Raw genomic sequence first — 26155 nt, 5'->3', positions numbered from 1 at the left:
ATCACCACCGCGCCGTGAGCGTCATGCCAAAGGTTCGCGGGTCGCCAGCAATACCGGCAAAGGTGCCGCCGCCGATGTCGAAGGCGCGGGTGACATACACCTTGTCCAGCGCGTTCTTGATCCAGAACGCCACCTCGAAATCGCTGAACCGGTAGCCGGCCTTCATGTTGAGCAGGCCATAACTGTCCTGCTTCTTGGTATTCGCCGAGTCGAAGTAGACTTTACCGGCGCCTTGCCAATCGGCATGGGCATACCATCCGTTGCCGAACATGTAATCGGCACCGAGGCTGTAGGTGTAGGCCGGCGCGTTCGGCGGACGGTTGCCGGCGAAATCGTTGCCGCCGTCCTTGTACCTCACGAAATGGGCATCGTTCCAGCCGCCGCTGGCCCGCAGCATCAGGGCTCTGCTTGCCTGCCAGGCCAGTTCCAGCTCCACCCCTCGGCTGACACTCTTGCCCGCGTTGGTGATGTTGGACCGCGACAGAACCAGCTCCTCCACCTGCTGGTCGGTCCAGTCGATCCAGAACAGCGCCAACCTGGTTTGCAGCCGGTTGTTCAGGCCCGTGTGCTTGAGGCCGATCTCGTAGTTCGTTGTGTACTCGGGCTCGTAGAGTTCGTGACCCGGATCCGCCAGATTGTTGAGCCCGCCTGCCTTGTACCCCTTGGCATAGGTGGCGTAGGTCAGCAGATCGGACGACGGCTTGTATTCCAGACCAACCTTGGGCAGCCGCGCATTGAAGGTCATCCTCTCCCTGGAACCGAAGTCCCTGCCCATGGCGACCCAGACCTGACGGTTGTCCACATCCTTTGTCTCATGGTCGTACCGCAGCCCCGTGATCAGGGAGACCGTGTCGGTCATGGGCCAGGTGGCCTGGCCAAACAGCGCCATGTTACGGGTATCCGTCTTCGTCCGCACCGACTGGACACCGAAGCCCAATCCGCTCATGTTCATGTCGAAGTTGTTGTGATCCGTCTGGTCGAAATAGTAGAGTCCACCGACCCAGCGTGGCCCGGAAGCACCGTCCGGGGAGCTCAGGCGCAGTTCCTGCGTGAAGCGGGAATAGTTCACGTCCGTGCGCAAGCGCATGGCGTCGAACGCCGAGGCATCGACGTCATAGGTCGCCGATTTGTCTTCGGTGGTGTAGGCCGAGATGGAGGTCACCGTGAAGGACGGCGCTTTGTAGACTGCGCGTAGAGTGCCGCTGTGCGTGTCGGTGTCGTTGAAGCCGATGAGGTCGGACGAAACCGTGTGCGGATCGGAACGTATTTGACTGAGTGTGGCGATGTTGGTTGAGCCGTCCCGATAACGTTGGCCGTCGTAGGTGGCCACAACGTCCCAGGTATCCCCACCAGGCTTCCAGCGCACCTTGAAGCGGGCGTTGAAGTCATCAGCCTTGTCGACGTCATTGACGCCATCCGGCTTGCGGGTGAAATAGCCATCGCTGCGGAACTGCTGCAGCGCCACGCGGTAGGACCAGTCCTGATTCCCCAGCGCCCCTCCGAAAATGCCGCTCAGCGTCTTCCGGTCGTAATTCCCGATGCCCAGCGACACCGAATGCTCCCCGTAGGGTTCCGGATCGCGGGTGATGATGTTGACGGCCCCGGCCTCGGTGTTGCGCCCGTAGAGGGTGGATTGCGGCCCGCGCAGCACTTCCACACGCTCGATGTCCAGCAACTCCATATCGATGTTCCGGTAGTGGACACCATCAACGAAGAAACCTATCGGCTGCTCGGCCTCCATGAATGGAGTGACGCCGCGTATGGAGATGAAGGCGACGCTGGAATGCTGGCCGGCCTTGGTCATGTACACGTTGGGGGCCTGACGGACGATGTCGATCGTATCCTTCGCGGCGGACCGTTCCAGGTCCTCGCCGCTTACCACCGTCATGCTGATCGGCACCTCCTGTTCGGCTGCGGATGTCTTTTCCGCAGTCACGGTCACGGCCGGCAACTCGACTGCCCCTTCGCTCACGGCGCTCTTGCCCTTTTCGACCGCTGGAGCGGCCCCCTGCGCCAGGGACGCGCCGGGCAGGGCGGCCAAGGCCGCCAGCAACGCGACGGCAAGGGCGCTTGGCGCATGGGGTCGGACTCGGCGGCCTTGCGGCTTCTTCACGTAGATCGGTTGCGGCATTCATTGCACTCCTGAAACGGGTTCACGAAGCGCCGCCGAACGTTTGGCACGGAGCCGCGTGGCTTGGCTATTCAACCGACCTGGGGCATGAAGGACGCCTGGAAACCGCCGGAGATAGCCTCCGCCGACACGTTTCCGTCGGCTTATCCAAATCGACTCGACGGGCACGGCAAAAACTAGGAAAATAATGGTAAATGATTCTCATTTGTAGTAATGCCCGGCTCGGAAATCCATTGCTCGAATCGGTACTAATTGATGCTGAAGGGAGTGACTCGCATGACGTGTTCAGATCAGCCACGGTCGGCCGCCTCGTTCAAGGTGGCCATTTCGAACTGCCTTGTGAATCGGCCGGTGGCGCATGCCGAGCGCTACACCGGCCGTACCCTGACCGAGAACGGGAGGTCATCATGCAAGTACTGAGGCCCGCCGAGTTCTTCTACCCGCACCAAGACAGAGCACTGGCCGGAGTTCTGGTCAAGACGGTCGACTTGCAGCCGGGGTTGGCGGTATCGATGGAAGTGTTCGATACCCAGCAGGAGCTGAACCCGATGATGGAAGCGGAGGACGCGCGCGTTCATTTCAGCTGTCTGTTACGCGGTGCAATCCGTGTCGCTTGCGAAGGCCAGTACTTCGAACTTGATCGCGACGATGTCCTGGCGACCTTCATGCCAGGCAATCGGTTTCAGGTGAGATGCGACGCCGGCAGCGTCAATATTGAACTTCGCATCGCCCCCCAGTTGCTTGACCAACTGGCGGCAGGAGAATGCAAGCGTGCGTGCTTCGCGCATGGCAGCGAATCCTGCCTGCTTCGCGCCCGCAACAACCTGCGCATTCGCGACGCGGCCGCCCGCGTGGGGCGCCTTCTGACCGAGGAAAATGCCCCGCCGTTGCTCGTGCATTCGGCCGCACTGGAATTCCTCGCCTGGCACCTTCAATCATCGCAACCAGAAACATCCGACAGCGGTATCGGGCCGCGCGAGCGCCGGCTGCTGCTCGCCGCTCGCGAGCGCCTGCTCAGCGATCTGAGCAACCCGCCCACAATCGAGCAGCTGGCACGCGAAACTGGATTGAACCAGCTCAAGATCAAGCGCGGCTTCAAGCTCCTGTTCGGCATCAGTGTCTATGCGCTCTTCCAGCGCGAGCGCATGGAGCAGGCCCGTCGGTTGTTGCAGAGCCGTAGCGTCACTGAAACTGCCACCTCGCTGGGGTACAGCAACCTAAGTCATTTCAGTGCGGCTTTCCGCAAGCAGTTCGGAATGTTGCCACGCGAGGTTCGTCGCAATCTCATCAGATGACGAGTGGCGTGGATACTGTTACCAACCGCAGGCGGGACCAGGCCGTTGCGGTGGCCACAGCAAGGTGCGTGTGCGCATCAAGCATGCCGTGCCAAGCTTGCCATTGCCGCCTGCCATCGCCGCAGCGAAGGGGCTGTTCCTCGCCTCGCCACAAGCGCAGACGAGTGAAATCAAGCGTCAACCCCTCTCCACAGCACTTGGCGACCGCTTCCTTTACGGTCCAGGCCCAGAGGAACGAATCGTCGTCGACTATCGGCTGATCATCTGGGTGCGCGATCGCCGGCCATGGCAGGTTGGGCTGGGTATGTCGCCCACACTCCACGTCGATTCCCACCTCAACATCCCGGCGTAGCGCCACGGCAACCCACTGACCGCTGTGCGACAGGTTGAAGTGCAAAGCATGATCCACAAGGCGGGGTTTCCCATTTGCCTCGGTGAAGAATGCCAAGTGCTGGGGCGACTGATGAAGCAACGCTCCGATCACCAATCGCTTGAGTGCATGGGCCGCATGATGGCGCTGCCGATCAGGGGCGAATCGATAGCCGGCGAGACGCCGCCGCTCGGTGGCGTCAAGCCATGTCACCGGCAGACGCTCGGCCCATGAAGCCGGCGCACAAACGACTGCCACATCACTGTTCCGCAAGGGCGGAGTGTCACGCAGCGCGGATAGAAGCCCTGACCCCGCCGAAACGAATTGCTCAGTCACACACCCCGAGACATTCAGATGTGGAAGCAATTGCCTGTTCGCGCCACAACTGCGCATAGAGACCTCCCTGCGCCAGTAGCGCCTCGTGCGTACCTCGTTCCCGCAAACGGCCCTGCTCCAGCACGAGAATCTGGTCGGCATGGCGAATTGTGTGCAGGCGGTGGGCTATCACGATCACCGTGCGTCCGGCGATCAGGCGCGAGAGGGCCTGCTGTATCTCGTGCTGCGACTGAGGATCAACCGAGGCTGTCGCTTCATCCAGCAGCAGCACCGGCGCATTCTTGAGCAATGCGCGGGCGATCGACAGGCGCTGGCGTTCACCGCCGGACAGTTGCTGGCCATTCTCGCCAATCCGTGTCGCATATCCGTCGGGAAGGCGCCGGACGAAATCGTCGCAGAGGGCCAGACGGCAGGCCTCGATGACCTCCTCGTCGCTTGCGCCCTCGCGACCGATGCGCACGTTGTCGAGCACACTGCCCTGAAAGAGCTGCACATCCTGAAAGACAAAACCGAGTTGCCCGTAGAACGCTTCGCTTCGCCACGCACGCAGGTCGACGCCGCCAAGCGTGACGCTGCCTTCCTGCGGGTCGTAGAAGCGCGCGATCAACTCCAGCAGGGTGCTCTTTCCGGCGCCGGACGGCCCGACGATGGCGGTCACACTCCGCTCTGGAATGTCAAACGAGATGTCATGCAGTACCCGCTGCGCCCCGTATCCGAAGCCCACATCATGAAAGGCAACGGCAAGCCCCGATGACGCCTCCGTGTGTTCGCCTTCCTTCAAGGGAGATTCGTCCAGAAACCGTTGCAGGCGGGTTTCGCCCTGCACCATCGCGCGCAACTCCACAAGATAGGCCGCGGCTTCCAGCAACGGGTCCAGCACCTTGTAGGCCACAAGGACGAACAGCAACCAAGTCACGGGTGTCAGTTCCGCACGCGCGACGAGCCATCCGGCCACCGCCAGCAAAAGCAACAGACCCGCTTCCAGGACGAAGCGATAGGCCTGTACCGAGCCGCCTCCCCAAGCCTCGGCACCCATGCTGTGATGACGGATCCGAGCAAAGCGATCGTCCAGCCGTTGTAGCCATGCCTGGGCGCGATTGAACAGGCGCAGGGTGCGCAAGCCACCAATGAACTCCACGATCATGCCGCTGGTTTCCAGAAAAAGCGTCTGCTTGCGCGTCCCACGAGCGAGGAAATACCTGTTGGCGCCGTTGATCACGGCGAGCGCCAGAGGCCATGTCATTAGCAGCGCCAGCGTCAGGCGCCAGTCACCCCATACAAGCACCATGGCGAACAACAAGGGAACCGACACGGCGGCCAGCAGTTCGGCGGCAAGATGCGTGAACACGTCCTCCATCCGCTTGACGTCGTCGGTCATCACCGAGGCCAGGTGACCAATGCGCTGGCGGCCGAATATGCCGAGGGGCAGGCGCTGCAGGTGATCGATCAGACGACCGCGATACGCGACCGTCAACGCGTAACTGCCGCGAAAGCTGTTCATTTGGCTCAGGTAGGAAAACAGCATCTGCCCCAGCAGCAGGGCCACCAGCCACACGGCGGGCTCCGCCCATATGCGCGCCCCCATGTCAGTCGTATCTGGCGTGGTGAAGGGTGCCAGCCTCGACAGCCATAGCCAAGCCAGGAAATACGGTGCGATCGAGAAGGCACGTTCGACCACGCGCAGCGCCAGCCCGGCATAAAAGCGCATTGGAGAATGGCCGCTGGCGCGAATCACGCGGCCGCTGGCACGTACGAAACTAGCCATACAAGGCCTCTCTGGGAGACTGAATGTCAGGATTACCTTGGGCTCCGATGGCCCACGCCTCGTCCCATGCCTGTGCCTGCCACATCTGTCTGTAAAGCGAACAGCTTCGCAAGAGATTGTCATGATCGCCTGCGTCCACTCGCTGCCCGGATTGCAGCACCACGATCTGTGAAGCATCCTTCACTGTGTAGAGCCGATGGGCGATGATCAGCAACGTCTTGTCTGGACACGCTTCGCGCAGGGCCTGGAGAAATCGTCGCTCGGTACGGCTGTCCGCGAAGGCTGTGCTTTCGTCGAGCACGAGGATCGGCGTATCGGCAAGCAGCGCTCTTGCGACTGCGATACGTTGACGCTCGCCTCCCGAAAGACTAATGCCCTGTTCACCCACTTCGGTATGCCAGCCATCGGGCAGTGCTTCGACGAACGCCTCCGCCTGGGCGATGCGCAGGGCGCGGCGCACTGCGACCTCGTCCGCGTCGGGGCGGCCGATACGCAGGTTTTCCAGCAGGCTGCCCCGAAAAAGAAACGTGTCCTGCGCCACGACCGAGATGAGCCCCGCGCGCTGTGCTTCGCCGATTTCCGCAAGGAGCTCTCCGCCGATGCGGATTTCGCCATGCTCCGGTTCGATCAATCCCCCGAGCAGGCTTGCCACCGTCGTCTTGCCCGCGCCGGACGGCCCGACCAGCGCGGTGACCCGGCCAGCGGGGATGGAGAAGAACAAGTCGCGCAGTACGGGCGCTTTGCCATACCCAAAACATACGCCATCGAAGCTCAGGTCGAAGCTTTCGACGGTGGCCTTTGCCCGCGGCTCCGGTTCGCGCATGTCCAGCAAAGGGTGCATGCGACGCACGCCGTCCAGAATCTCGCGGATCTGCGCCTGAAAACGCATCAGCTTGAACAACGGCTTGAGCATGCCGTTGCCGAGCACCAGGGCGAGGAGCAGCTCCGGCAAGGCAATCTGGTGATGCTGCGCAAGCCACAACCCCACCGGCAGCAGCAGCACGATGTTCGCATTGAGCAGGACCATGAAGATCGACCAGCCGGGAACGGTACAGCGCGCGACCCGCAGACTCAGATCGTGATATCGCCTGAGCCCGTCACGCATGCGGGCAAAGGATCGCGCGTCCTGGCGGAAGGTCTTCATGACCCGCATGTTGCGCAGGTATTCAATCGAAGCGCTGTTGAGCTCGCCAACCTCGCGCTGGTACTCGGCCATGTACGAATCCATATCGCGCATGGCGACAGACTGAAACAGGATGGCCAGGGGGAATGTAGCCAACGCCGCCACGGCGAGGCGCCAGTCGGTCCACAACAGCACGACCGCAACAAGGATCGGTGCAACGATCGCTGCCGTCATTTCCACCAGATGGTGCGCAATGAATTGTTCCAGCCGCTCGACATCCTGCATGAGGAGCTTCTTCAGTGCCCCCGAACCATGTTGTTGCAGCCACGTCAGCGGTGCCCATACCAAGCGCCGAGCCAACGTCTGCCGCGTATGCATCAGGATGTGATAGGCCGCACTGTGGCTGAGGTAGTAGGCCAGCGTATACAGCAGATACTTGCCGAAGAGCGCCAACGCCATCCAGCCAGCCAAGTGAAAGAAATCCCCAGCCGCCGCATGATCGAGCAATAGCGTGGCCGAGTAGCACAACAACACGTAGGGCACCAGTTCAAGAATGGCCGCCCCGATGGTCAGCGACAACGCCAGCCCCAGGGGCAGGCGATGGCCACGCAACAGGTCCAGCAATACAGACCATGCCGGGTCGGCACGTCTTCTCGTCATGCAGCGCCTCCACATCAGGTGAACGGCACGGCACCCCGACATGACGACTCAGCGGGTCCGCGCTCCAGGGCACGGTTTTACGTGTCCTTGCGAACTCACACTACCCGGTTCGGATACGACACGAGCCCGAAATGGATGATTCGTGGTGTCGGCTCACTTTCCCCTTGAAACATCGCGTACTCAGCCAACAAGAATGCCGATGCGGGCAAAGCGGATTCCTTTCGGGTAGTCAGATGGCCATCAATCGAGAATTATTCCCATTCATGACATCTTGCTGCAAGGCCCCGTGCCAGGAAGGAGTTGATGATGGAATCTCATGCCGTTGATCGGACGAAGGCTGGGATCGCACGCCACGAACGGGAGCGGTACTGGGAGCGCTTGACGCTCGGCCAGCACCTGCGCCAGTGGGCACGGCGCTACGGCAAGCGGGTGGCCCTGGTGGATGGCGCTGGGAGTTGGACCTACGCCGAACTGGATCAGCGGGCTGACCGCTTGGCGGCGGGCTTCGTGCGTCTGGGTATCCAACGGGGCGATGCCGTGTTGATGCAATTGCCCAATGGCATGTCGTTCGTCGTGACGTTGTTCGCGCTGCTGCGCATTGGTGCGCTCCCGCTCCTTGCGATGCCGTCGCAGCGGCTGGGAGATCTCGAGGGATTGTGTGCGCAGGGACGCCCGGTCGCCTGCGTGGTGCCCGACCGCTTTCTGGGCTTCGACCATCGAGCCATGGCCGAAGCCCTGCAGGCACGATCCCCGGCCCTTCGGCATCTCATCATTGATGGAGATGCTGGCAAGCATGTGGCACTTATGTCGCTGGAAGCCGAGCCCATTGAGCGGCGAACCGAACCGGACCCTCATGACACGGCCCTGTTGCTCCAGTCGGGCGGCACGACGGGAACGCCCAAACTGATCCCGCGCACACATATCGACTATGCCTACAATGCCCAAGCGTCGGCCGCGCTATGCGGCATGAATGCGCAGAGTGTCTATCTTGTCGCCCTGCCGATCGCCCACAATTTTCCGCTGGCGTGTCCGGGGCTGCTTGGCACACTCTCCGTCGGCGGCCGTGTGGTGATGGCGCGCACGCCCAGCAGCGATGAGGCGTTCTCGCTGATTGCCCGCGAAGGCGTGACCATCACGGCGTTGGTGCCTCCGCTGGTGCAGCTATGGCTGCAGGCGCGGGAGAGCGACGACACCGACCTGTCCAGCCTGCGCCTGCTTCAGGTCGGCGGCGCGCGTCTTGAGTTGGCATTGGCCCGGCAGGTTCCGCCGGCGTTTGGCTGCCGCCTGCAGCAGGTGTTCGGCATGGCAGAAGGATTGCTCTGCTATACGCGGCTCGACGATCCCGACGAGGTGATCTACCACACACAGGGCCGTCCCCTGTCCCCATACGACGAGATCCGTATCGTCGACGCTGACGGAACCGACGTTGCGCCCGGTGAAACCGGTGAGTTGATCACCCGCGGTCCCTACACCATTCGCGGCTACCACCGCGGCGGAGCACACAATGCGGTGGCCTTCACCACCGATGGCTATTACCGCACAGGTGACTTGGTACGGCGCACGCCGGAAGGCAATCTGATCGTCGAGGGACGCCTGAAGGAACAGATCAACCGCGCCGGCGAGAAGATCGCCGCCGCCGAGATCGAACAGCATCTGCGAGAACATCCCGCGATACACGACGCGGTGGTGGTTGCGGTCGAGGACCGCGAACTGGGCGAACGTACCTGCGCCTTCGTCATTGCTAAGGGAAGCGCTCCCAGTCTGCGTGAATTGCACGATTTCCTGCGATCGCGCGGCCTGCCGCGATACAAGCTGCCGGATCAGCTTGAATCGGCGAAAACCTGGCCGTTGACCACGGTGGGCAAGATCGACAAGAGGCGCCTGGCACAACAGGCCCGGCAAGTCGGTGAGACGACGCGTCTGTCTTACCGGGAACGAACAGTCGCGACGAAGCAGGCACCGCTTGCGCTCGCGGTCGGTGTTGCACGGATTCTGGAGGACGCGTCGTTCACTGTCTACGAACGCGATGGCGAGTGGTGCGTCGGAATCGGCGTGCTGGCCGAGTTGTGTATCGACGCGCAACAAGCCGTCCTCACATACAGAGGCAGTCGCCAGTCATGGTCGCTGGGCGACTTTGCCGCCACCGTCGGGCAAGCGCTTGCCGCTTTGCCGGTCGATGGCTATCGACTGTACGGGACAGCCGATTTCGAACTGGCGCGCCTGTTCCATGGGCTCTCCGTCGCACCGACCTCGCGCCCGTTGCTTCACCTGATCGCCCCGGCAATCGAATTGCGCCTGCGTGAAGGCCAGGCAACCCTCCGCACGGTGGACGAAACGACGGCATCGGAATGGGCCGAGCGGATCGCCCAACTCGATGCGCGGCCTCCCGAGGACCAACAACCTGCCTCGTCAGGCCGCTTGAGCATGGACATAGACCACGCGGATGCGGAGCCGTACAAGCAACGCGTGGCCAACGCAGTCCGGCAGATTCAGGAACGCGACTACGAGAAGGTAATTCTGTCTCGTGTCATCCCCGTGGGCGGAAGTATCGATGTCATCTCAAGCTACCTCACGGGACGGCACGCCAACCAGCCGGCACGCTCCTTCCTCCTGCGCCGGGGCAATTTCCGCAGCGCCGGCTTCAGTCCCGAAACGCTGGTCGAAGTCGCGGCCGATGGCCGGGTCAGTACCCAGCCGTTGGCAGGGACACGCGCACTCGGCGCGAATGCGGACGAAGAAGACAGATTGCGGGCGGAGCTGGTCAGCGATCCAAAGGAGATCATGGAACATGCCATCTCGATCAGGCTGGCTTTCGAGGAAATGAAACAGGTGTGCGCGCACGGCAACGTGCAGGTTGGCGAATTCATGCAGGTCTGCCGGCGGGGGACTGTCCAACATCTGGGCTCGCGCGTCCACGGCTGCCTCGATTCCGGCAGAACCGCCTGGGACGCCTTCCAGTCCCTGTTCCCGGCCGTAACCGCATCCGGCATTCCAAAACGTGAGGCCATCGATGCAATCGGCCGTTACGAACCTGTGCAGCGTGGCCTCTACAGCGGTTGCGTCCTGATCGCCGACAGCGATGGGGCGCTGGATGCCGCGCTGGTACTGCGCTCGATGTATCAGGACGAAGAGCGCGCCTGGCTGCGCGCCGGTGCCGGTATCGTCGCCATGTCCACCCCCGAACGCGAACTTGAGGAAACCTGCGAGAAACTGACCAGCGTGTCCCGTTTCCTCGTCGGAGCGGGAGGCCAGGCATGACCACGGCACCGATGACGGAAGAGGCGATTCACCAGAATGCCAGCGAGATTCTGCGGCCCTGCCGGATTCGGGCACAGGTGAAGGCTCTGCTCACCGAGCCGAATGCGCATTTGGAGGATGACGATCATCTGATCGAACTGGGGCTGGACTCACTGCAGCTGATGCGCCTCGCCAACCAATGGCGCAAGGCCGGGGCGGACGTCAGCTTTGCGCAACTGATCGAACGGCCCAGGCTGTGCGACTGGTGGCCGCTGCTGTCCCGTCGGCGCACGCAGGAGGTCGTGGCCGCAGGGGAAACATCACGACCATCTGACGACCCCGCATCGTTCGCACTGACCGATGTGCAACATGCCTATTGGATCGGGCGCGGCGAGGAACAGGTGCTGGGGGGCGTGGGCTGCCATGCCTACCTCGAACTCGACGGCCGCGACGTCGATCCATCGCGTCTGGAACACGCGTGGGCAGGTCTTCTGGCACGTCACGGGATGCTGCGCACTCGCTTTGACGATCAAGGGCGACAATCGATCAGCCCTGTTCCAGCCGAGGCCACCCGCCAGGTTCAGGTACACGATCTGCGGAAACAGGCGAGCGAGGTCGCGGAGCAGACACTGGCGACGATCCGGGAACAACGCTCGCATCGTCGGCTGCGGGTCAACGAAGGGGAGGTAGCGGGACTTTCCCTGAGCCTGCTGCCAGACGGAACCACGCGCCTTCACTTCGACATCGATTTACTGGTCGCCGACGTTCAAAGTCTGCACGTCATCCTGCGCGACCTGGCGGCACTGTATGCACACGAGTCGCTGCCACATGCACCCATCAACTGGCATTTCGGCCACCATCTCGAAGCGCAGACGAAGCGGCGCGGAGATGCGCTGGAAGAGGCCGGGCATTACTGGAGCAAACGCCTGCCGCTATTGCCGGGCGCGCCCGCGTTGCCCCTGCGTTGCGCGCCGGAGACCCTTGCGTCGCCCCGCTTTACGCGACGTGTGCACAAAATGCCGGCGACACGATGGGCGCGCCTGCAACGCTTCGCCGCCTCGGCACGAATCACGCCCGCCATGGTCCTGGCCACTACCTATGCGGAAGTGCTTGCGGCCTGGAGCACAGTACCGCGCTTCCTGCTGAACCTGCCGCTGTTCGACCGGCACGGCGACACGCCCGGACTGGACAACGTGGTGGCCGATTTCACCAACCTCCTGCTGCTTGAGGTCGACTGCCGCGAGCCGATGCCGTTCGCAGCTCGCGCACGCGCCTTGCAGGCAAGGTTCCACACGGATGTTGCGTACAGTGCCTGGTCGGGCGTACGTCTTCAGCGCGAACTCGCCCAGCGTGGCGACGGCGAACGCAGCTTCGCGCCGGTTGTGTTTGCCTGCAATCTCGGCACACCCCTGCTCGATGATCGAACGCGCCGGTCGCTGGGCGAACTCGGATACATGATCTCGCAGACGCCCCAGGTCTGGTTGGACCACCAGGTCTACGAACAGGGCGGGGGGGTACTGCTCGCGTGGGATGCGCTGGAGGACCTTTTCCCCGATGGTCTGATCGATGCGATGTTCGGTGCCTACGTCCGGCTGCTCGACCATCTCGCGGAGGACGCGGCAGCCTGGGAGGCACCGCTTCCGGCGCTGCTGCCGCCCGGGCAGCACGCCGTGCGCGAGATGGCCAACGCCACCGATGTACCGGTCGCGCCGCGCACCCTGCATCAGCCCATCTTCGAGCAAGCCACCGCGCATCCGAAACGCACCGCCCTGATCGACGGCGCCAACGGTCAGACCGTCGATTACGGCACGCTCGCCCACCGCACGCTCCAGGTTGCCGCCCTGCTGCATGAGCAGGGCGTGCGTCCGGGCGATCCGGTCGCCGTCACGCTGCCGCGCGGCATCGACCAGGTGGTCGCGGTACTCGGCGTGCTGGCGGCTGGGGCGTGCTATGTGCCGGTCGGCATCGCACAGCCCGTCGCGCGCCAGGAACGCATCCACCGCCGGGCCGGCGTGCGGCACGTGCTGACCGACCAGGGTCGGATGGAGGCAATTCGGCCGACCGGGGCCGACGTGATCGACGTGGCTCAGGCCGCGCTCCGCCGCCCTCTGACGCAACCGGTTTCCGTCGCCCCCGATGCACCCGCCTATGTGATCTTCACCTCCGGCTCGACGGGCGAGCCCAAGGGGGTCGAGATCAGCCATCGTGCCGCGGCCAACACCATCGACGATCTCAACCAGCGCTGCGGCGTCGGCCCCGACGATCGCGTGCTGGCCGTCTCCGCGCTGGACTTCGATCTCTCCGTCTACGACCTGTTCGGCCTGCTCGGCGCCGGTGGCGCGGTGGTGTTGCTCGCGGAGGACGACCGGCGCGACGCCTCGGTCTGGCTGCGGCTCGTGCACGAACAGTGCGTGACGCTCTGGAACAGCGTGCCAGTGCTGCTCGACATGCTGCTCGTCGCCGCCGAGGGCGACGGCCGTCCGCTGCCGCTGCGGCTGGCGATGGCCTCCGGCGACTGGATCGGCCTGGATCTGCCCGCTCGGCTGGCCCGGATGGCGCCCGCCGCACGCTTCGTGGCCATGGGCGGCGCCACCGAAGCCGCCATCTGGTCGAATCTGTGCGAGGTCACGCTCCCGCTTCCGAACCATTGGCGCTCGATCCCCTACGGCAGACCGCTGGCCAATCAACGCTACCGGGTGGTGGATACGCAAGGTCGGGACTGCCCGGACTGGGTCGCGGGCGAGCTGTGGATCGGCGGCGCGGGCGTTGCGCGCGGCTATCGCGGCGACCCGCAACGCACCGCCGAAGCCTTCGTCGAGCACGACGGCCTGCGCTGGTACCGCACCGGCGACCTGGGGCGCTACTGGCCCGATGGCACACTCGAATTCCTCGGCCGGCGCGACCACCAGATCAAGCTGCGCGGCCACCGCATCGAACTGGGCGAGATCGAGGCCGCGCTCCTGGCGCAGCCGGGCGTACGCCAGGCGGTCGCGCTGGTGGCCGGACAGCCGCCCGCGCTCGCCGCGGCCCTGGTCGCGGAGGGCCCGCCCGACATCGGTGCCCTCGCCACGGCGCTGCGCATGCTGCTGCCCGACTACATGGTCCCCGCAAGCTGGCTGGCGCTCGACGCCTTGCCCCTGAGCGCCAACGGCAAGATCGATCGCCGCGAACTCGAAAATCGGGTCATCGACCATCTCGCCACATCGTCTTCCACGAAAACACCGCCCGAAGGTGCCGTGGAAGAAAAGATCGCCGCCGTGTGGCGCGAACTGCTTCGACACGATGCCCCCATTTATCGCAATGATCATTTCTTCCGGCTCGGCGGCGACAGTCTGGTCGCCACCCAGGTTGTGGCGCGGCTACAGCGCGACGGACTGCGGGCCGCCCAACCACTGCGCCACTTGTTCGCCAGGCCGATCCTGGCAGATTTCGCGGCGATCTGGCAAAGCGGTGGCCTGAGCACGCCAACAATCCCTTCCCTGCACCCCAACTCGTCCGAGTTTCACGAACCGTTCGCGCTCACCGAGGTCCAGCAAGCCTACTGGATGGGCCAGGCCGACGGTCTGCCATTGCATTGCGGCACGCTTTACCTGATCGAGCTCGATGGCAGTGCCGTGGATCTGGCGCGCTTCGACACGGCCTGGCGCGCACTATGGCAACGCCACGACATGCTGCGCGCCTGCGTCGACGACGACGGGCACCAGTACATTCCCCGTGAGATACCGGATATCGTCCTGCGCATCGAACCCGCCGAACCCGACGCGAATGCAGCGCGGGCGCGGATCGTCGAATGCTGGCGCCAACGGGATCGCACCCGCGCCAGCCCACCCCTGCACGTCGTGCATGCGGTGCCGTATGCCGACGGGCGTTGCAGGCTGGGCTTGATCTTCGACTACCTCACGCTCGACGGTTACAGCGTCAAGCTGTTGCTTAGCGAACTGGTGGCGCTGTATCGCAATCCGACCCGGTTGCCTGCACCGCCGCAGGTCAACTTCCGGGATTACGTTACGCAAACGGCACCGGACGCGACCGCCCGGGACGAGGCGGAGGAGTACTGGCGCGAACGGCTCGACACCTTGCCACCCGCGCCTGCACTGCCGCTGGCCTGCGAACCGGCGACGCTCGGACTGGCGAACTTCGCGCGCTGGCATGCACGGCTGCCGGCGCCGCAATGGCAACGTTTGCGTGACGCCGCACAGCGGTACGGCCTGACACCATCGGTCCTGCTGCTCACCGTCTACGCGCACATGCTGTCGTATTGGAGCGGCGGGAGCGCGCATACGCTCAACCTGACCTTGTTCGACCGGCGCGACGTGCATCCCGATGTCCATAGCATGCTTGGCGACTTCACCACGCTGGCACCGGTGCCCTTCGAGCCGCAGACACAGACCGACCTGATCGGTTGCGCCCACGACATGCAGCGCCGCATCGCGGAGGTGCTGGAACATCGTGCGGTGTCATCCATCTGGGTGCAGCGCGAGCGGGCTCATGCTGTAGGGTTGCAGGCCGCCGCGCTGCCGGTGGTTTTCACCAGTACGCTCGGCATGGCCGACGGCTTCTTCGACGATCTGCCGGAAGGATTTCCCGATCTGGCCGACGGCGGACTGTCGGAAACTCCCCAGGTCTGGCTCGACCATCAGGTGTACGAGCATCGCGGCGAGCTGGTGCTGTGCTGGGACGCCGTGCCCAGCCTTTTCCCCGATGGTCTGATCGATGCGATGTTCGGTGCCTACGTCCGGCTGCTCGACCATCTCGCGGAGGACGCGGCAGCCTGGGAGGCACCGCTTCCGGCGCTGCTGCCGCCCGGGCAGCACGCCGTGCGCGAGATGGCCAACGCCACCGATGTACCGGTCGCGCCGCGCACCCTGCATCAGCCCATCTTCGAGCAAGCCACCGCGCATCCGAAACGCACCGCCCTGATCGACGGCGCCAACGGTCAGACCGTCGATTACGGCACGCTCGCCCACCGCACGCTCCAGGTTGCCGCCCTGCTGCATGAGCAGGGCGTGCGTCCGGGCGATCCGGTCGCCGTCACGCTGCCGCGCGGCATCGACCAGGTGGTCGCGGTACTCGGCGTGCTGGCGGCTGGGGCGTGCTATGTGCCGGTCGGCATCGCACAGCCCGTCGCGCGCCAGGAACGCATCCACCGCCGGGCCGGCGTGCGGCACGTGCTGACCGACCAGGGTCGGATGGAGGCAATTCGGCCGACCGGGGCCGACGTGATCGACGTGGCTCAGGCCGCGCTCCGCCGCCCTCTGACGCAACCGGTTTCCGTCGCCCCCGATGCACCCGCCTATGTGATCTTCACCTCCGGCTCGACGGGCGAGCCCAAGGGGGTCGAGATCAGCCATCGTGCCGCGGCCAACACCATCGACGATCTCAACCAGCGCTGCGGCGTCGGCCCCGACGATCGCGTGCTGGCCGTCTCCGCGCTGGACTTCGATCTCTCCGTCTACGACCTGTTCGGCCTGCTCGGCGCCGGTGGCGCGGTGGTGTTGCTCGCGGAGGACGACCGGCGCGACGCCTCGGTCTGGCTGCGGCTCGTGCACGAACAGTGCGTGACGCTCTGGAACAGCGTGCCAGTGCTGCTCGACATGCTGCTCGTCGCCGCCGAGGGCGACGGCCGTCCGCTGCCGCTGCGGCTGGCGATGGCCTCCGGCGACTGGATCGGCCTGGATCTGCCCGCTCGGCTGGCCCGGATGGCGCCCGCCGCACGCTTCGTGGCCATGGGCGGCGCCACCGAAGCCGCCATCTGGTCGAATCTGTGCGAGGTCACGCTCCCGCTTCCGAACCATTGGCGCTCGATCCCCTACGGCAGACCGCTGGCCAATCAACGCTACCGGGTGGTGGATACGCAAGGTCGGGACTGCCCGGACTGGGTCGCGGGCGAGCTGTGGATCGGCGGCGCGGGCGTTGCGCGCGGCTATCGCGGCGACCCGCAACGCACCGCCGAAGCCTTCGTCGAGCACGACGGCCTGCGCTGGTACCGCACCGGCGACCTGGGGCGCTACTGGCCCGATGGCACACTCGAATTCCTCGGCCGGCGCGACCACCAGATCAAGCTGCGCGGCCACCGCATCGAACTGGGCGAGATCGAGGCCGCGCTCCTGGCGCAGCCGGGCGTACGCCAGGCGGTCGCGCTGGTGGCCGGACAGCCGCCCGCGCTCGCCGCGGCCCTGGTCGCGGAGGGCCCGCCCGACATCGGTGCCCTCGCCACGGCGCTGCGCATGCTGCTGCCCGACTACATGGTCCCCGCAAGCTGGCTGGCGCTCGACGCCTTGCCCCTGAGCGCCAACGGCAAGATCGATCGCCGTGAACTCGAAAATCGGCTTGCGGCCACCATGTCGCCCGCCCACTACGAGCCTCCACGCGATCCGCTCGAACGGGAGCTTGCCGCTCTGTGGGAAGAAGTGCTGGGCTGCAAGAAGGTCTCCCGTCACGACGATTTCTTTCAACTGGGCGGCGACAGTCTGCGTGCGACACGGCTGATCGAGGCGCTGCGCCAGCGCGGCCCTGCCGGCGGCGGTCTATCGCTGCGAAAGGTGTTCTCCGCCCCGACGGTTGCCGCCCAGGCCGCTTTGCTGCGAGCGCAGAACGAGCAATCCGAATCTGCCGTCGTCAATACCGCTTTCGAGGAAGGTACGCTATGAATCCCGCCACATTTGTCGCCGAACTCGAAGCTCTCGGCATCCTGCTTTGGGCCGAAGATGGTCAGCTGCGCTTTCGCGCGCCAAGCGGCACCTTGACGGATGAACGCAAGGCAAAGATGCGCGCCCACAAGGACGCGCTGATTGCCCACCTGTCCAGCGACGACGAGGCCGTCGAGGCGGACCCAGGGCATCGCCATGTACCGTTCCCTCTGACCGATGTGCAAGCCGCCTACCTTGTCGGCCGAGGCGACGCCTACGACTACGGTGGCGTTGGATGCCATGGCTACGTCGAACTGGATATGCCCGATCTCGACCCCATCCGGCTGGAATTCGCTTGGCATCGCCTGATCGATCGGCATGACATGCTGCGCGCGGTAGTATCGCCTGAAGGGTGGCAACGGGTTCTGGACGATGTAGTCCCCCCCGCGTTGATCGTCCACGACCTGCGCGGTCAGCCGGCCGATCGCGTACAGACGGTCCTGGAACGGGTGCGCGCCGAAATGTCCGAGCGTCGCTATGTGCCGGACGTATGGCCGCTGTACGAACTGCAACTCAGCCGTAACGACGCGGGCAGCCGCCTGCATCTGTCGCTGGACCTGTTGATTGCCGACTTTGTCAGCATCCGGATCATGCTGGCCGAACTCGACCGTCTCTATCGCACGCCGGAAGCCGAGCCCGCCCCACCCGGCATCACGTTCCGTGATGCCTTGCTGGCCGAGCGGCGATTCCGGGAGCGACCTGCGCAGCGCGCCCGTTACGAACGCGATCGCGCCTACTGGAACGCCCGCCTGCCCGACTTGCCCGGAGCGCCGGACCTGCCCGTGAGAGAGGACGCGCGATCCGCCGGTCCCGCGCGCTTCCAGCGACATTCGCTTGTGGTGCCCGCCGCACGCTGGCAAGGCTTCTGCGTCCGGGCGAGCACCCTGCGGTTGACGCCTTCGTCCGCTCTGCTGGCGGCCTTCGCGGACACCATCGGACGATGGTCGCGGAATCCTCCGTTCTGCCTGAACGTGACAGTGTTGCAGCGCCCAACGATTCACCCGGATATCTCCCGGATCATCGGCGACTTCACCTCGGTCAATCTCCTGGAGGTCGCCCCGGCGCCGGATTCCCGCTTCGGCGAGCGCGCCCTTGCGTTGCAGGGGCGACTCTGGGAGGACCTGGAGCATGCGAGCGTCTCCGGGATCGAAGTGCTGCGCGACATGGCGCGCGAACGTGGACAGCGCGGCCTCATCATGCCCGTGGTGTTTACCAGCACGCTCGGCATCCAGGCGGAAGCCGGCGCCCCCCCAATTGATGGGGAATTCATGCAAGGCGCCAAACTCGGTTATGGCATCACCCAGACCCCACAGGTCTGGCTGGACTGTCAGGCCGGTGAACGCGGCGGCGTGTTGTACCTGAACTGGGACGTGCGCGAAGGGGTTTTCCCGCCTGGGTTGATCCAGGACGCATTCGAGTCATTCCGCAATCTGCTTTGTGCCCTTGCCGACAGCGATCAAGCGTGGCAGGCGGAAGAGCCGCTGGAGTTGCCTGCGGCGAGCGAATCCTGCCGTGCGCGGATCAATGACACCGCAGCGCCCGCACCGCAGGGCGCGCTACATCACGGTTTCCTGTACAGGGCGCAGCAACAGCCGCATGCGCCCGCCGTGATCGACGCCCACGGTACGACCTCATATGGCGAACTGCTTCGACTCGTCGCCACCGTGGCGCAAACGCTGCGCGACGCCGGATGCCGCCCGGGCGACCTCGTGGCCGTGGCCATGGACAAGGGGTGCGCGCAAGTCGCCGCCGTGCTTGGCATTCTGTGGGCAGGGGGCGCCTATCTGCCGCTCGATCTTCAGCAGCCGGTTTCCCGCCGCGATGCGATTCTCGCCGACGCGCGCGTACGAATCGTGCTGGCCGATGCGGACCGGTTCGGCGCGCAATGGCCGGAAGGAGTGCAGGCCATTGTCGCGGACCGGCCTTCCCCGTTGTCGCAGGACGTGGAGGAGATGCCCGCCCCGGTTCCGATCGATCCGCTCCAGCTTGCCTATGTGATCTATACGTCCGGCACCACGGGAGCCCCCAAGGGCGTCATGATGACCCACGTGGCAGCGCTCAACACCGTCGCCGACATCAACGCGCGCTTCGGCATTGGCGTTCGGGATCGGGTGCTGGGGCTGGCGAACCTGGCCTTCGACCTGTCCGTGTACGACATCTTCGGCACGCTTGGCGCGGGCGGGGCTCTGGTGTTGCCAGACCCCGCGCGACGTGGCGACCCTTCCCACTGGGCCGCCTGCCTTGCGGAGCACGGCGTCACCGTTTGGAATTCCGTGCCGGCCCAGATGCAGATGCTGGTCAGCTACCTGGATACCGAACCGGCTGCCGCGCCTGCGCAGCTCCGCCTGGCGATGCTGTCCGGCGACTGGATCCCGACCGGGCTGCCCGATGCGATACGCGTCCACCGCCCCGGGCTGCGCCTGATCAGTCTGGGCGGCGCCACCGAAGCGGCGATCTGGTCGATCTGGCACGAGATCGGCAAGGTGCCGGCGGAGGCGCGCAGCATCCCCTACGGCGTTCCTTTGGCAAACCAGCAATTCCACGTGCTGGATACACGGATGCGCCCATGCCCAGACGGGGTCAGCGGCGAACTGTACATCGGCGGCATCGGCCTTGCGCTGGGCTATCTGCACGATCGCGAGCGTACGGACGCGCGTTTCATTCATCACCCGGTAAGCGGCGAACGCCTGTACCGCACCGGCGACCTGGGCCGGTATCGACCGGATGGTGTGATCGAATTCCTCGGACGCGAAGACAGCCAGGTCAAGATCCGAGGGCATCGCATCGAACTGGGCGAAATCGAAAGTGCCCTGCAGACCCATCCCGATATAGCCATGGCCGCCGTGGTCCTGTGTGGCCAAACCACGATGGATCGACACCTGGCTGCATTCGTCGAGCCGGTGGTGCGGGCTAGGCCCGATGACAACCATGCCCGCCGCCAACTCGTGACGGCGGCGCGCACCGCGGGCGACGAAAGCGTGGCCACGCTCGATCGTGCTGCCTTCCTGCGCTGGATCGCAACGGCCGACGACATCGCCCGGCTGGACATGCTCGCGGCGCTGCGTGGCTGCGGCCTGTTCCCGGACAGCGGAAGCCGTCACGGCTTCGACGAGATCGTCGCGCGCAGCGGCACGGCCGCCGCACACCAGCGGTTGCTTCGGCGCTGGCTGCGCACCTTGTGCGAATCGGGCTGGCTGAGCCGGGAAACGAATGACGAGCATTACCGCCTTCTGCGCGAACCTGCCGACGGCGAAGCCGCGGGACGCTGGAAGGAATTGCAGCAGCTCGAACAACAAGTGCGCTACAGCACCGAATTGTTGCGCTACCTGCGTCAATCGAGCGCCCATCTACCGGGCTTGCTGCGTGGCGACGTTGATCCGCTGGATCTGCTGTTTCCGCAAGGCCGCCTGGACACGGCGGTGGCGGCCTACAATGAAAATCTGGTCAACCGCTGCATGAACGCCGTAGTCTGCGCTATCGCCCGTGAAGTCGCGAGGGCACGAGTGTGTCAGGGAGACGCCGCGCATCCCTTGCGCGTGCTGGAAATCGGCGCCGGGGTAGGCGGTACGAGTCGCGCGCTGATTCCTGCGCTGGCCGACTTCCCGGTGGACTACCTGTACAGCGACGTTTCGCCGTTCTTCCTCAACGAGGCGCGTAATCGGCACGCCGAACTGCCGTGGGTTCGGTACGGCTTGTTTGATCTCAACCAGGACTATGTATCTCAAGGCCTGAGCGCCGGTAGTTGGGATGTGATCGTCTGCTCCAATGTGCTGCACAACGCCAAGCACATGCCCACCGTGCTCGAACGTTTGCGGGAACTGGGCTCGCCCGGCTGCACGCTGATTGTGATCGAGGCCACCCGTGAAATCGCCGCGCTGATGACGTCGATGGAATTTCAGAGCGGGCTGAGCGGTTTCGTGGACGAGCGCGAGACGCTGGACCAGACCTTCTTCACCCGTGAGCAGTGGGAACGGCTGTTTGCCGATGCCCGAGGCGACCTGCTATGCAGCTACCCGCAGCCGGACGATGCCTTGGCCAGCGTTGGACAGGTCACGTTCGCGATACGCTTCCCGCAGGAACACGCCGTTCTGTACGAACATGACCTGCGCGGCCATCTGCGACAGCGACTCCCCGAGCCCATGCTGCCGGCGCGGATCGAATGGCTGCGTGCTCTCCCATTGTCGCGCAACGGCAAGCTCGATCGCACCGCATTGCGGCAACGCGCCCAGACCGCCAGCCAACCTTTGGCCGCCGTGGCAGCGGAGCGACTGCACGACGCGCTGGAAGCGCGCATCGCGGCCATCTGGGCAGCGGCCCTGGGTCACGACGGAATGGGACGTGACGAGGAATTCTTCCAGGCGGGCGGCGATTCATTACTGATCGCGCAGGTCGTTGCGAAAATGCGTGAACAGCTGCCCGAGGCGCGGGAATGGGAATGGGATCGCCTGATGCGCGAAGTGTTGCGTGCGCCGACCGTCGCGGAGGTGGCGGCAGCCCTGCGGCAGACTGCCGACGAAGGGTCCGGTGCGCCGGTATCCTCCGAGCGGTCGCCACTGCTGTCGCTGGTGCCTGCGCGCCGCTCCACGGACGTTGTTCATGTGCTGTTGCACGATGGCAGCGGGACTCTGGCGCCATACCGGACCTTGCTGCCACTCCTCGCCGAGGCTCCGAACCGGATCGGCGAAATCGTCGGCCTCACCGTACCCGATGCCAGGACATATCTGTCGCGCGATCCGCAGCGGCTGATCGGCGATCTGGCCGGCGAATATGCCGAACTGCTGCGTTCTCATGGCGCACGGCGGTTCCATCTGATCGGCTACTGCATGGGAGGACTGCTGGCCACCGAAGTCGGCCGCACACTGCTCGAAGCGGGCCACAGGCTCGATTCCGTGACCGTGATCAGCAGCGACCGTTTTCGCTATCGCATCGATGACGATTTGCTGCTTGAGCGTGCTTTCGGCGGCCTGCTCGGCGCCAATATCGCGGCGGCAGGCCACACGGTGAGCAACACGGACATGGAGCGCGCCCTTTGCGTGCTGCGCGAGAAACACGGGGAACGTCTGCCTGCCGGATGCCTGCAAGATCTGAACGGCGAACTACATGAAGTCGGCGCGTGCTACGCGCGGCTCGCGCAAAGACCCGCGAGCGAACGCCTCGCCGCCCTGGCGGAAACAGTATCGACCAAGGCATGGGAGGTTTCCGACGCTCAAATCGAACAGTTGTTCCACGTCTTCCGGCACAGCTTGCGCGCGGTCGCCGACTACCAGCCCGAGCCGTTCGCGGGCGATCTGAACCTGCTGCTCGACGACGAGGTGCTGCACTTCCTGCCCGGACTGCAACCGGACATGAAAACCTTCTGGACCGAGATCGCCTTGGGCGAACTCCGTATCGAGCGAATCGGGGGCAATCATCTGACCTGCCTGCAATCACCGCATGTACAGACGGCGGCCTCACTCATCCTGCACGAGACCGCCGCATGAGCCCCCCCGTGATCGGCATCGTGGGCGCAGGTGGTTCGGTCGGTGGCGCGGCGCTGGATGGACTGCACACGTCGCCCCATTGGACATTGCGTGCCGGCTATCGATCACAGTCGGCGCGCAAAGACGATGCTGCGGACATCGATTGGCGGCACGTGAATGCCGACGACGCAGCTTCACTCGCCCGCTTTTGCGACGGTTGTGCGGTCGTGCTGAATGCGGCCGGCCCCTCCTGCCGCATCGGCGATCGCGTGGCGCGCGCCGCCGATGCAGCGGGCGCCGACTACGTGGATGCTTTCGGCGGCGCGATGCTGGTTCGGCAACTTGCCGCACGACCGTTGTCGCTCGAACGCCGTGTCATCCATTCCGCCGGCGTCTATCCCGGGCTGTCCGGCGTGCTGCCGCGCTGGCTGGCGGGGCAGGGGTTCGATCGCGTTCATGCGCTGCGCGGCTGGGCAGGCGGACGCGAACGTTGCACACCCGCGGCGGCGGCCGATGTGCTGCTCAGCACCCTGGACGGCTTTGGCCAGGCCGGGGTGGCATGGATCGACGGCCGGCGCGTGACGGACGCCCTGCCGCCGCGCGACGAAGTCGAACTGGTGGGTTTTCCCGGACGCGTCCATGTGCAACCGTTCTTCAGTCAGGAAATGGAGCAGCTTGCCCGCGAACTCGGGCTGCGCGATGCACATTGGAGCAATGTCATGCCAAGCGGTCGCACAACCGAGACGATCGCCCACTGGTGCGGACGCCTGAGCGCGCGAACCGACGACTCCACGCTGAAACACGCGATCAGCGACTTGGTGGAAACCGCCCGGCAGGATGTCGCCGGGCAGGCACCGTACTACCGTCTGGTTCTGGAAATGGATGGCGAACGGGCAGGGCGTCCGCGTTATGTACGCGCGGTCCTGAACGCGCCGGACAGCTATCGGGTGAGCGGCACCGTCGCGGCAAGCGCTGTATCGTGTCTGCTCGACACTCCCCCCGCACCGGGTATCCATAGCGCGGACAGCGTGCTGGCATGGGAGCCTCTGCTCGATCACCTGCGGCGCTGGGGTGCAGTGGACTCCTTCAGCCTGGTCGAACTGCCGGTGAATGACGCAGCCGTCGAGGCGGTGATCGAGGAAGGAACGCTATGACCCAATCCTCCTCGCGTCTGCGGGTCATCGTCTGCGGCACCACCTTTGGCCAGACCTATCTGAATGGTATTGCCAGCCTGCCGGACCATTTCGAGCTGGCCGGCATCCTGGCACGTGGCAGCACCTTTGCGCGCGCCTGTGCCGAACGGTATCGGGTACCGCTCTACACTGAAGTGGAAGCATTGCCGCCGGAGATTGATCTCGCCTGCGTCGTGGTTCGGTCGGGCGTGCTCGGAGGAGCCGGTTCGAGGCTTGCGCGTGCATTGCTGGAACTCGGCATCCATGTGCTGCAGGAACAGCCCCTGCACCCTGATGAACTGGCGGACCTGCTGCGTACCGCGCGAAAGACGGGATGCCAATACCGGCTGAACGGCTTCTACCCGAACGTGGCACCCGTCGCCCGCTTCATCACCGCCGCCCGATATGTGCTCAGCCAACGTCAGCCGCTTTTTCTGGATGCCGCATGCAGCGTCCACGTGCTCTATCCGTTGATCGACGTCCTCGGGCAAGCGCTCGGCCGTGTGCGTCCATGGTCGTTTTCCCTGCAAGCCGTCGCAGAATCGGACATGGGCCCCTTCTCCTGCATCGGAGGGCGTCTCGGCGGCGTGCCACTAACGTTGCGAGTGCAAAACCAGTTCGACCCACGCGATCCGGACAACCACATTCATCTGTTCCATCAGATCACGCTAGGCACCGAAAGCGGCAGGCTGACACTGGTGGACAGCCACGGCCAACTGTTGTGGCACCCCAGAATGCGGTTGGAGCGACGCGACGACGGCGTCATCGACCTATCCGCCCAACACGAGGCATTGACGCTGCCGGTCAGTTCACTCATCGGTCCGGCGACGGCGCCATCCTACTATCAGGCATTCAACCATTACTGGACCGAAGCGGCGGCGCGCGGTTTGCTGGATTTCCGTGACGCCATTCAAGCGGGCACTCAAGATGCGAAGCTTCAGCAGTATATGCTCAGTGCCGCGAAGGCGTGGGTCGGCCTGGGCACAGAACTCGGATCGCCGCAGGAAATCACGCCGCCAGACGCCCTGCCGCTGGCGGTAGACGGCATCGTCGCACACCTCCAGACGCAGGCGCGAACGTGAATCCGCGCCCCGTCAAGTCGCTTGCGAACTCGCCATGGTTTCGCATGTATCGACCTCAGCCTGGCGCAACAGCGCGCATTGTGTGCCTACCGCATGCCGGTGGTTCGGCCAGTTTCTTTCGTGGCTGGGTCGATTATTTTCCCCCTACGATGGAATTGGTGGCAGTGCAGTACCCCGGACGCGAGGAGCGTATCAACGATGCGCCAGTCGGTTCAATGCCAGCTTTGGTGGATGCGCTTATCAATGAGATATCCCCCATCATCGACCGGCCCTATCTGCTGTTCGGGCATAGCATGGGCGCCGCTGTCGCCCATGAACTGTGCCTAGCACTGATGCAACGCGGTCTGCGCCTGCCGCTTCGTTTAGTCGTCTCCGCACGAGAACCCCCGATCCATCATAAGGGCGGCCGCTGGCATCATGCGACCGATGCCGCCTTGTGCGAGGAAATGGTTCGATTGGGAGGCACCCCATCCGTGCTGCTGCAGTCGGATGAATTGCGTTCTCTGATGCTGCCCGTCATCCGCAATGACTATCGACTGATCGAAACCTATCGTCCGCCGCAATACCAGCCCCCCTTGCCAATACCGCTCAGCGCCTTTATTGGCCGTGAAGATGGGGAACTGACATCGAAGCAAGCTGCCGACTGGGCGCTGTTCGCGGCGGAGGTGTTCGAGTTGAAATCATTTCCCGGCGGACACTTCTATCTCATGGAGCAGAGGGCCGCTGTTGTTGCCGATTTACTCCATTCATTTCAGGCTCAGACTCCATGTGTGTCGATCTGGCCATCGACACCTTGAGTTCTGATAGGACGCGGAATGCCAAGGCGCAGCTTCCGT

At 64.5% G+C, this 26155-nt stretch carries 12 protein-coding genes; 8 read left to right on the top strand and 4 right to left on the bottom strand.

What is annotated here, in order from left to right; translation table 11 throughout:
• Position 1: 1 nt before the first annotated feature.
• Positions 2-2131: a TonB-dependent receptor gene (locus ABWL39_RS04970; protein ID WP_367787722.1), complete on the bottom strand. Its 2130-nt coding sequence runs from the start codon at positions 2129-2131 to the stop codon at positions 2-4.
• 407 nt (positions 2132-2538) lie between these two features.
• Between ABWL39_RS04970 and ABWL39_RS04965 the strand changes: the two genes are divergently transcribed.
• Positions 2539-3426: a helix-turn-helix transcriptional regulator gene (locus ABWL39_RS04965; protein WP_367787720.1), complete on the top strand. Its 888-nt coding sequence runs from the start codon at positions 2539-2541 to the stop codon at positions 3424-3426.
• Here the strand turns inward: ABWL39_RS04965 and ABWL39_RS04960 are convergent.
• Positions 3419-3748, bottom strand: coding sequence for a 4'-phosphopantetheinyl transferase superfamily protein (locus ABWL39_RS04960; protein WP_367788221.1), 330 nt, complete (start codon positions 3746-3748; stop codon positions 3419-3421). The genes ABWL39_RS04965 and ABWL39_RS04960 overlap by 8 nt on opposite strands.
• A gap of 78 nt (positions 3749-3826) precedes the next feature.
• Here ABWL39_RS04960 and ABWL39_RS04955 point away from each other — a divergent pair, with 78 nt between their 5' ends.
• A complete protein-coding gene (locus tag ABWL39_RS04955; protein WP_367788240.1) occupies positions 3827-4030 on the top strand; it encodes a hypothetical protein in 204 nt (67 codons plus the stop codon).
• Between the two features lie 94 nt (positions 4031-4124).
• Here ABWL39_RS04955 and ABWL39_RS04950 read toward each other — a convergent pair whose 3' ends face one another.
• Both ABWL39_RS04950 and ABWL39_RS04945 read right to left on the bottom strand, forming a co-directional pair.
• Positions 4125-5897, bottom strand: coding sequence for an ABC transporter ATP-binding protein (locus ABWL39_RS04950; RefSeq protein WP_367787717.1), 1773 nt, complete (start codon positions 5895-5897; stop codon positions 4125-4127).
• Positions 5890-7680, bottom strand: coding sequence for an ABC transporter ATP-binding protein (locus ABWL39_RS04945; protein ID WP_367787714.1), 1791 nt, complete (start codon positions 7678-7680; stop codon positions 5890-5892). Before ABWL39_RS04945 ends, ABWL39_RS04950 begins: the two co-directional genes overlap by 8 nt.
• Positions 7681-7983: 303 nt before the next feature.
• On the opposite strand from ABWL39_RS04945, the gene ABWL39_RS04940 reads away from it, so the two are divergent.
• Genes ABWL39_RS04940 through ABWL39_RS04915 form a run of 6 tightly spaced genes read left to right on the top strand, consistent with a single transcriptional unit; the run spans position 7984 to position 26116 of the window.
• Positions 7984-10938, top strand: coding sequence for a salicylate synthase (locus ABWL39_RS04940; protein WP_367787711.1), 2955 nt, complete (start codon positions 7984-7986; stop codon positions 10936-10938).
• Positions 10935-17567 (top strand): amino acid adenylation domain-containing protein, encoded by a 6633-nt coding sequence (locus ABWL39_RS04935; protein ID WP_367787708.1) that lies wholly within the window; start codon positions 10935-10937, stop codon positions 17565-17567. The genes ABWL39_RS04940 and ABWL39_RS04935 overlap by 4 nt, the downstream gene beginning before the upstream one ends.
• Complete coding sequence (locus ABWL39_RS04930) at positions 17564-23086, top strand: amino acid adenylation domain-containing protein (protein ID WP_367787705.1); 5523 nt, start codon at positions 17564-17566, stop codon at positions 23084-23086. Before ABWL39_RS04935 ends, ABWL39_RS04930 begins: the two co-directional genes overlap by 4 nt.
• On the top strand, positions 23083-24219 hold the full coding sequence (locus tag ABWL39_RS04925; protein WP_367787703.1) for a saccharopine dehydrogenase NADP-binding domain-containing protein: 1137 nt from the start codon (positions 23083-23085) through the stop codon (positions 24217-24219). Before ABWL39_RS04930 ends, ABWL39_RS04925 begins: the two co-directional genes overlap by 4 nt.
• Positions 24216-25319: a Gfo/Idh/MocA family oxidoreductase gene (locus ABWL39_RS04920; protein ID WP_367787700.1), complete on the top strand. Its 1104-nt coding sequence runs from the start codon at positions 24216-24218 to the stop codon at positions 25317-25319. Before ABWL39_RS04925 ends, ABWL39_RS04920 begins: the two co-directional genes overlap by 4 nt.
• Entirely contained in the window at positions 25316-26116 is an 801-nt protein-coding gene (locus tag ABWL39_RS04915; RefSeq protein WP_367787697.1) for a thioesterase II family protein, read from the top strand. The genes ABWL39_RS04920 and ABWL39_RS04915 overlap by 4 nt, the downstream gene beginning before the upstream one ends.
• Positions 26117-26155: the final 39 nt, after the last annotated feature.

It is taken from the genome of Chitinivorax sp. PXF-14, from assembly GCF_040812015.1.
Lineage (GTDB): Bacteria > Pseudomonadota > Gammaproteobacteria > Burkholderiales > SCOH01 > JBFNXJ01.
The sequence above is the reverse complement of the archived record's forward strand: the minus strand, read 5'-3'. Positions and strand labels throughout refer to the sequence as shown.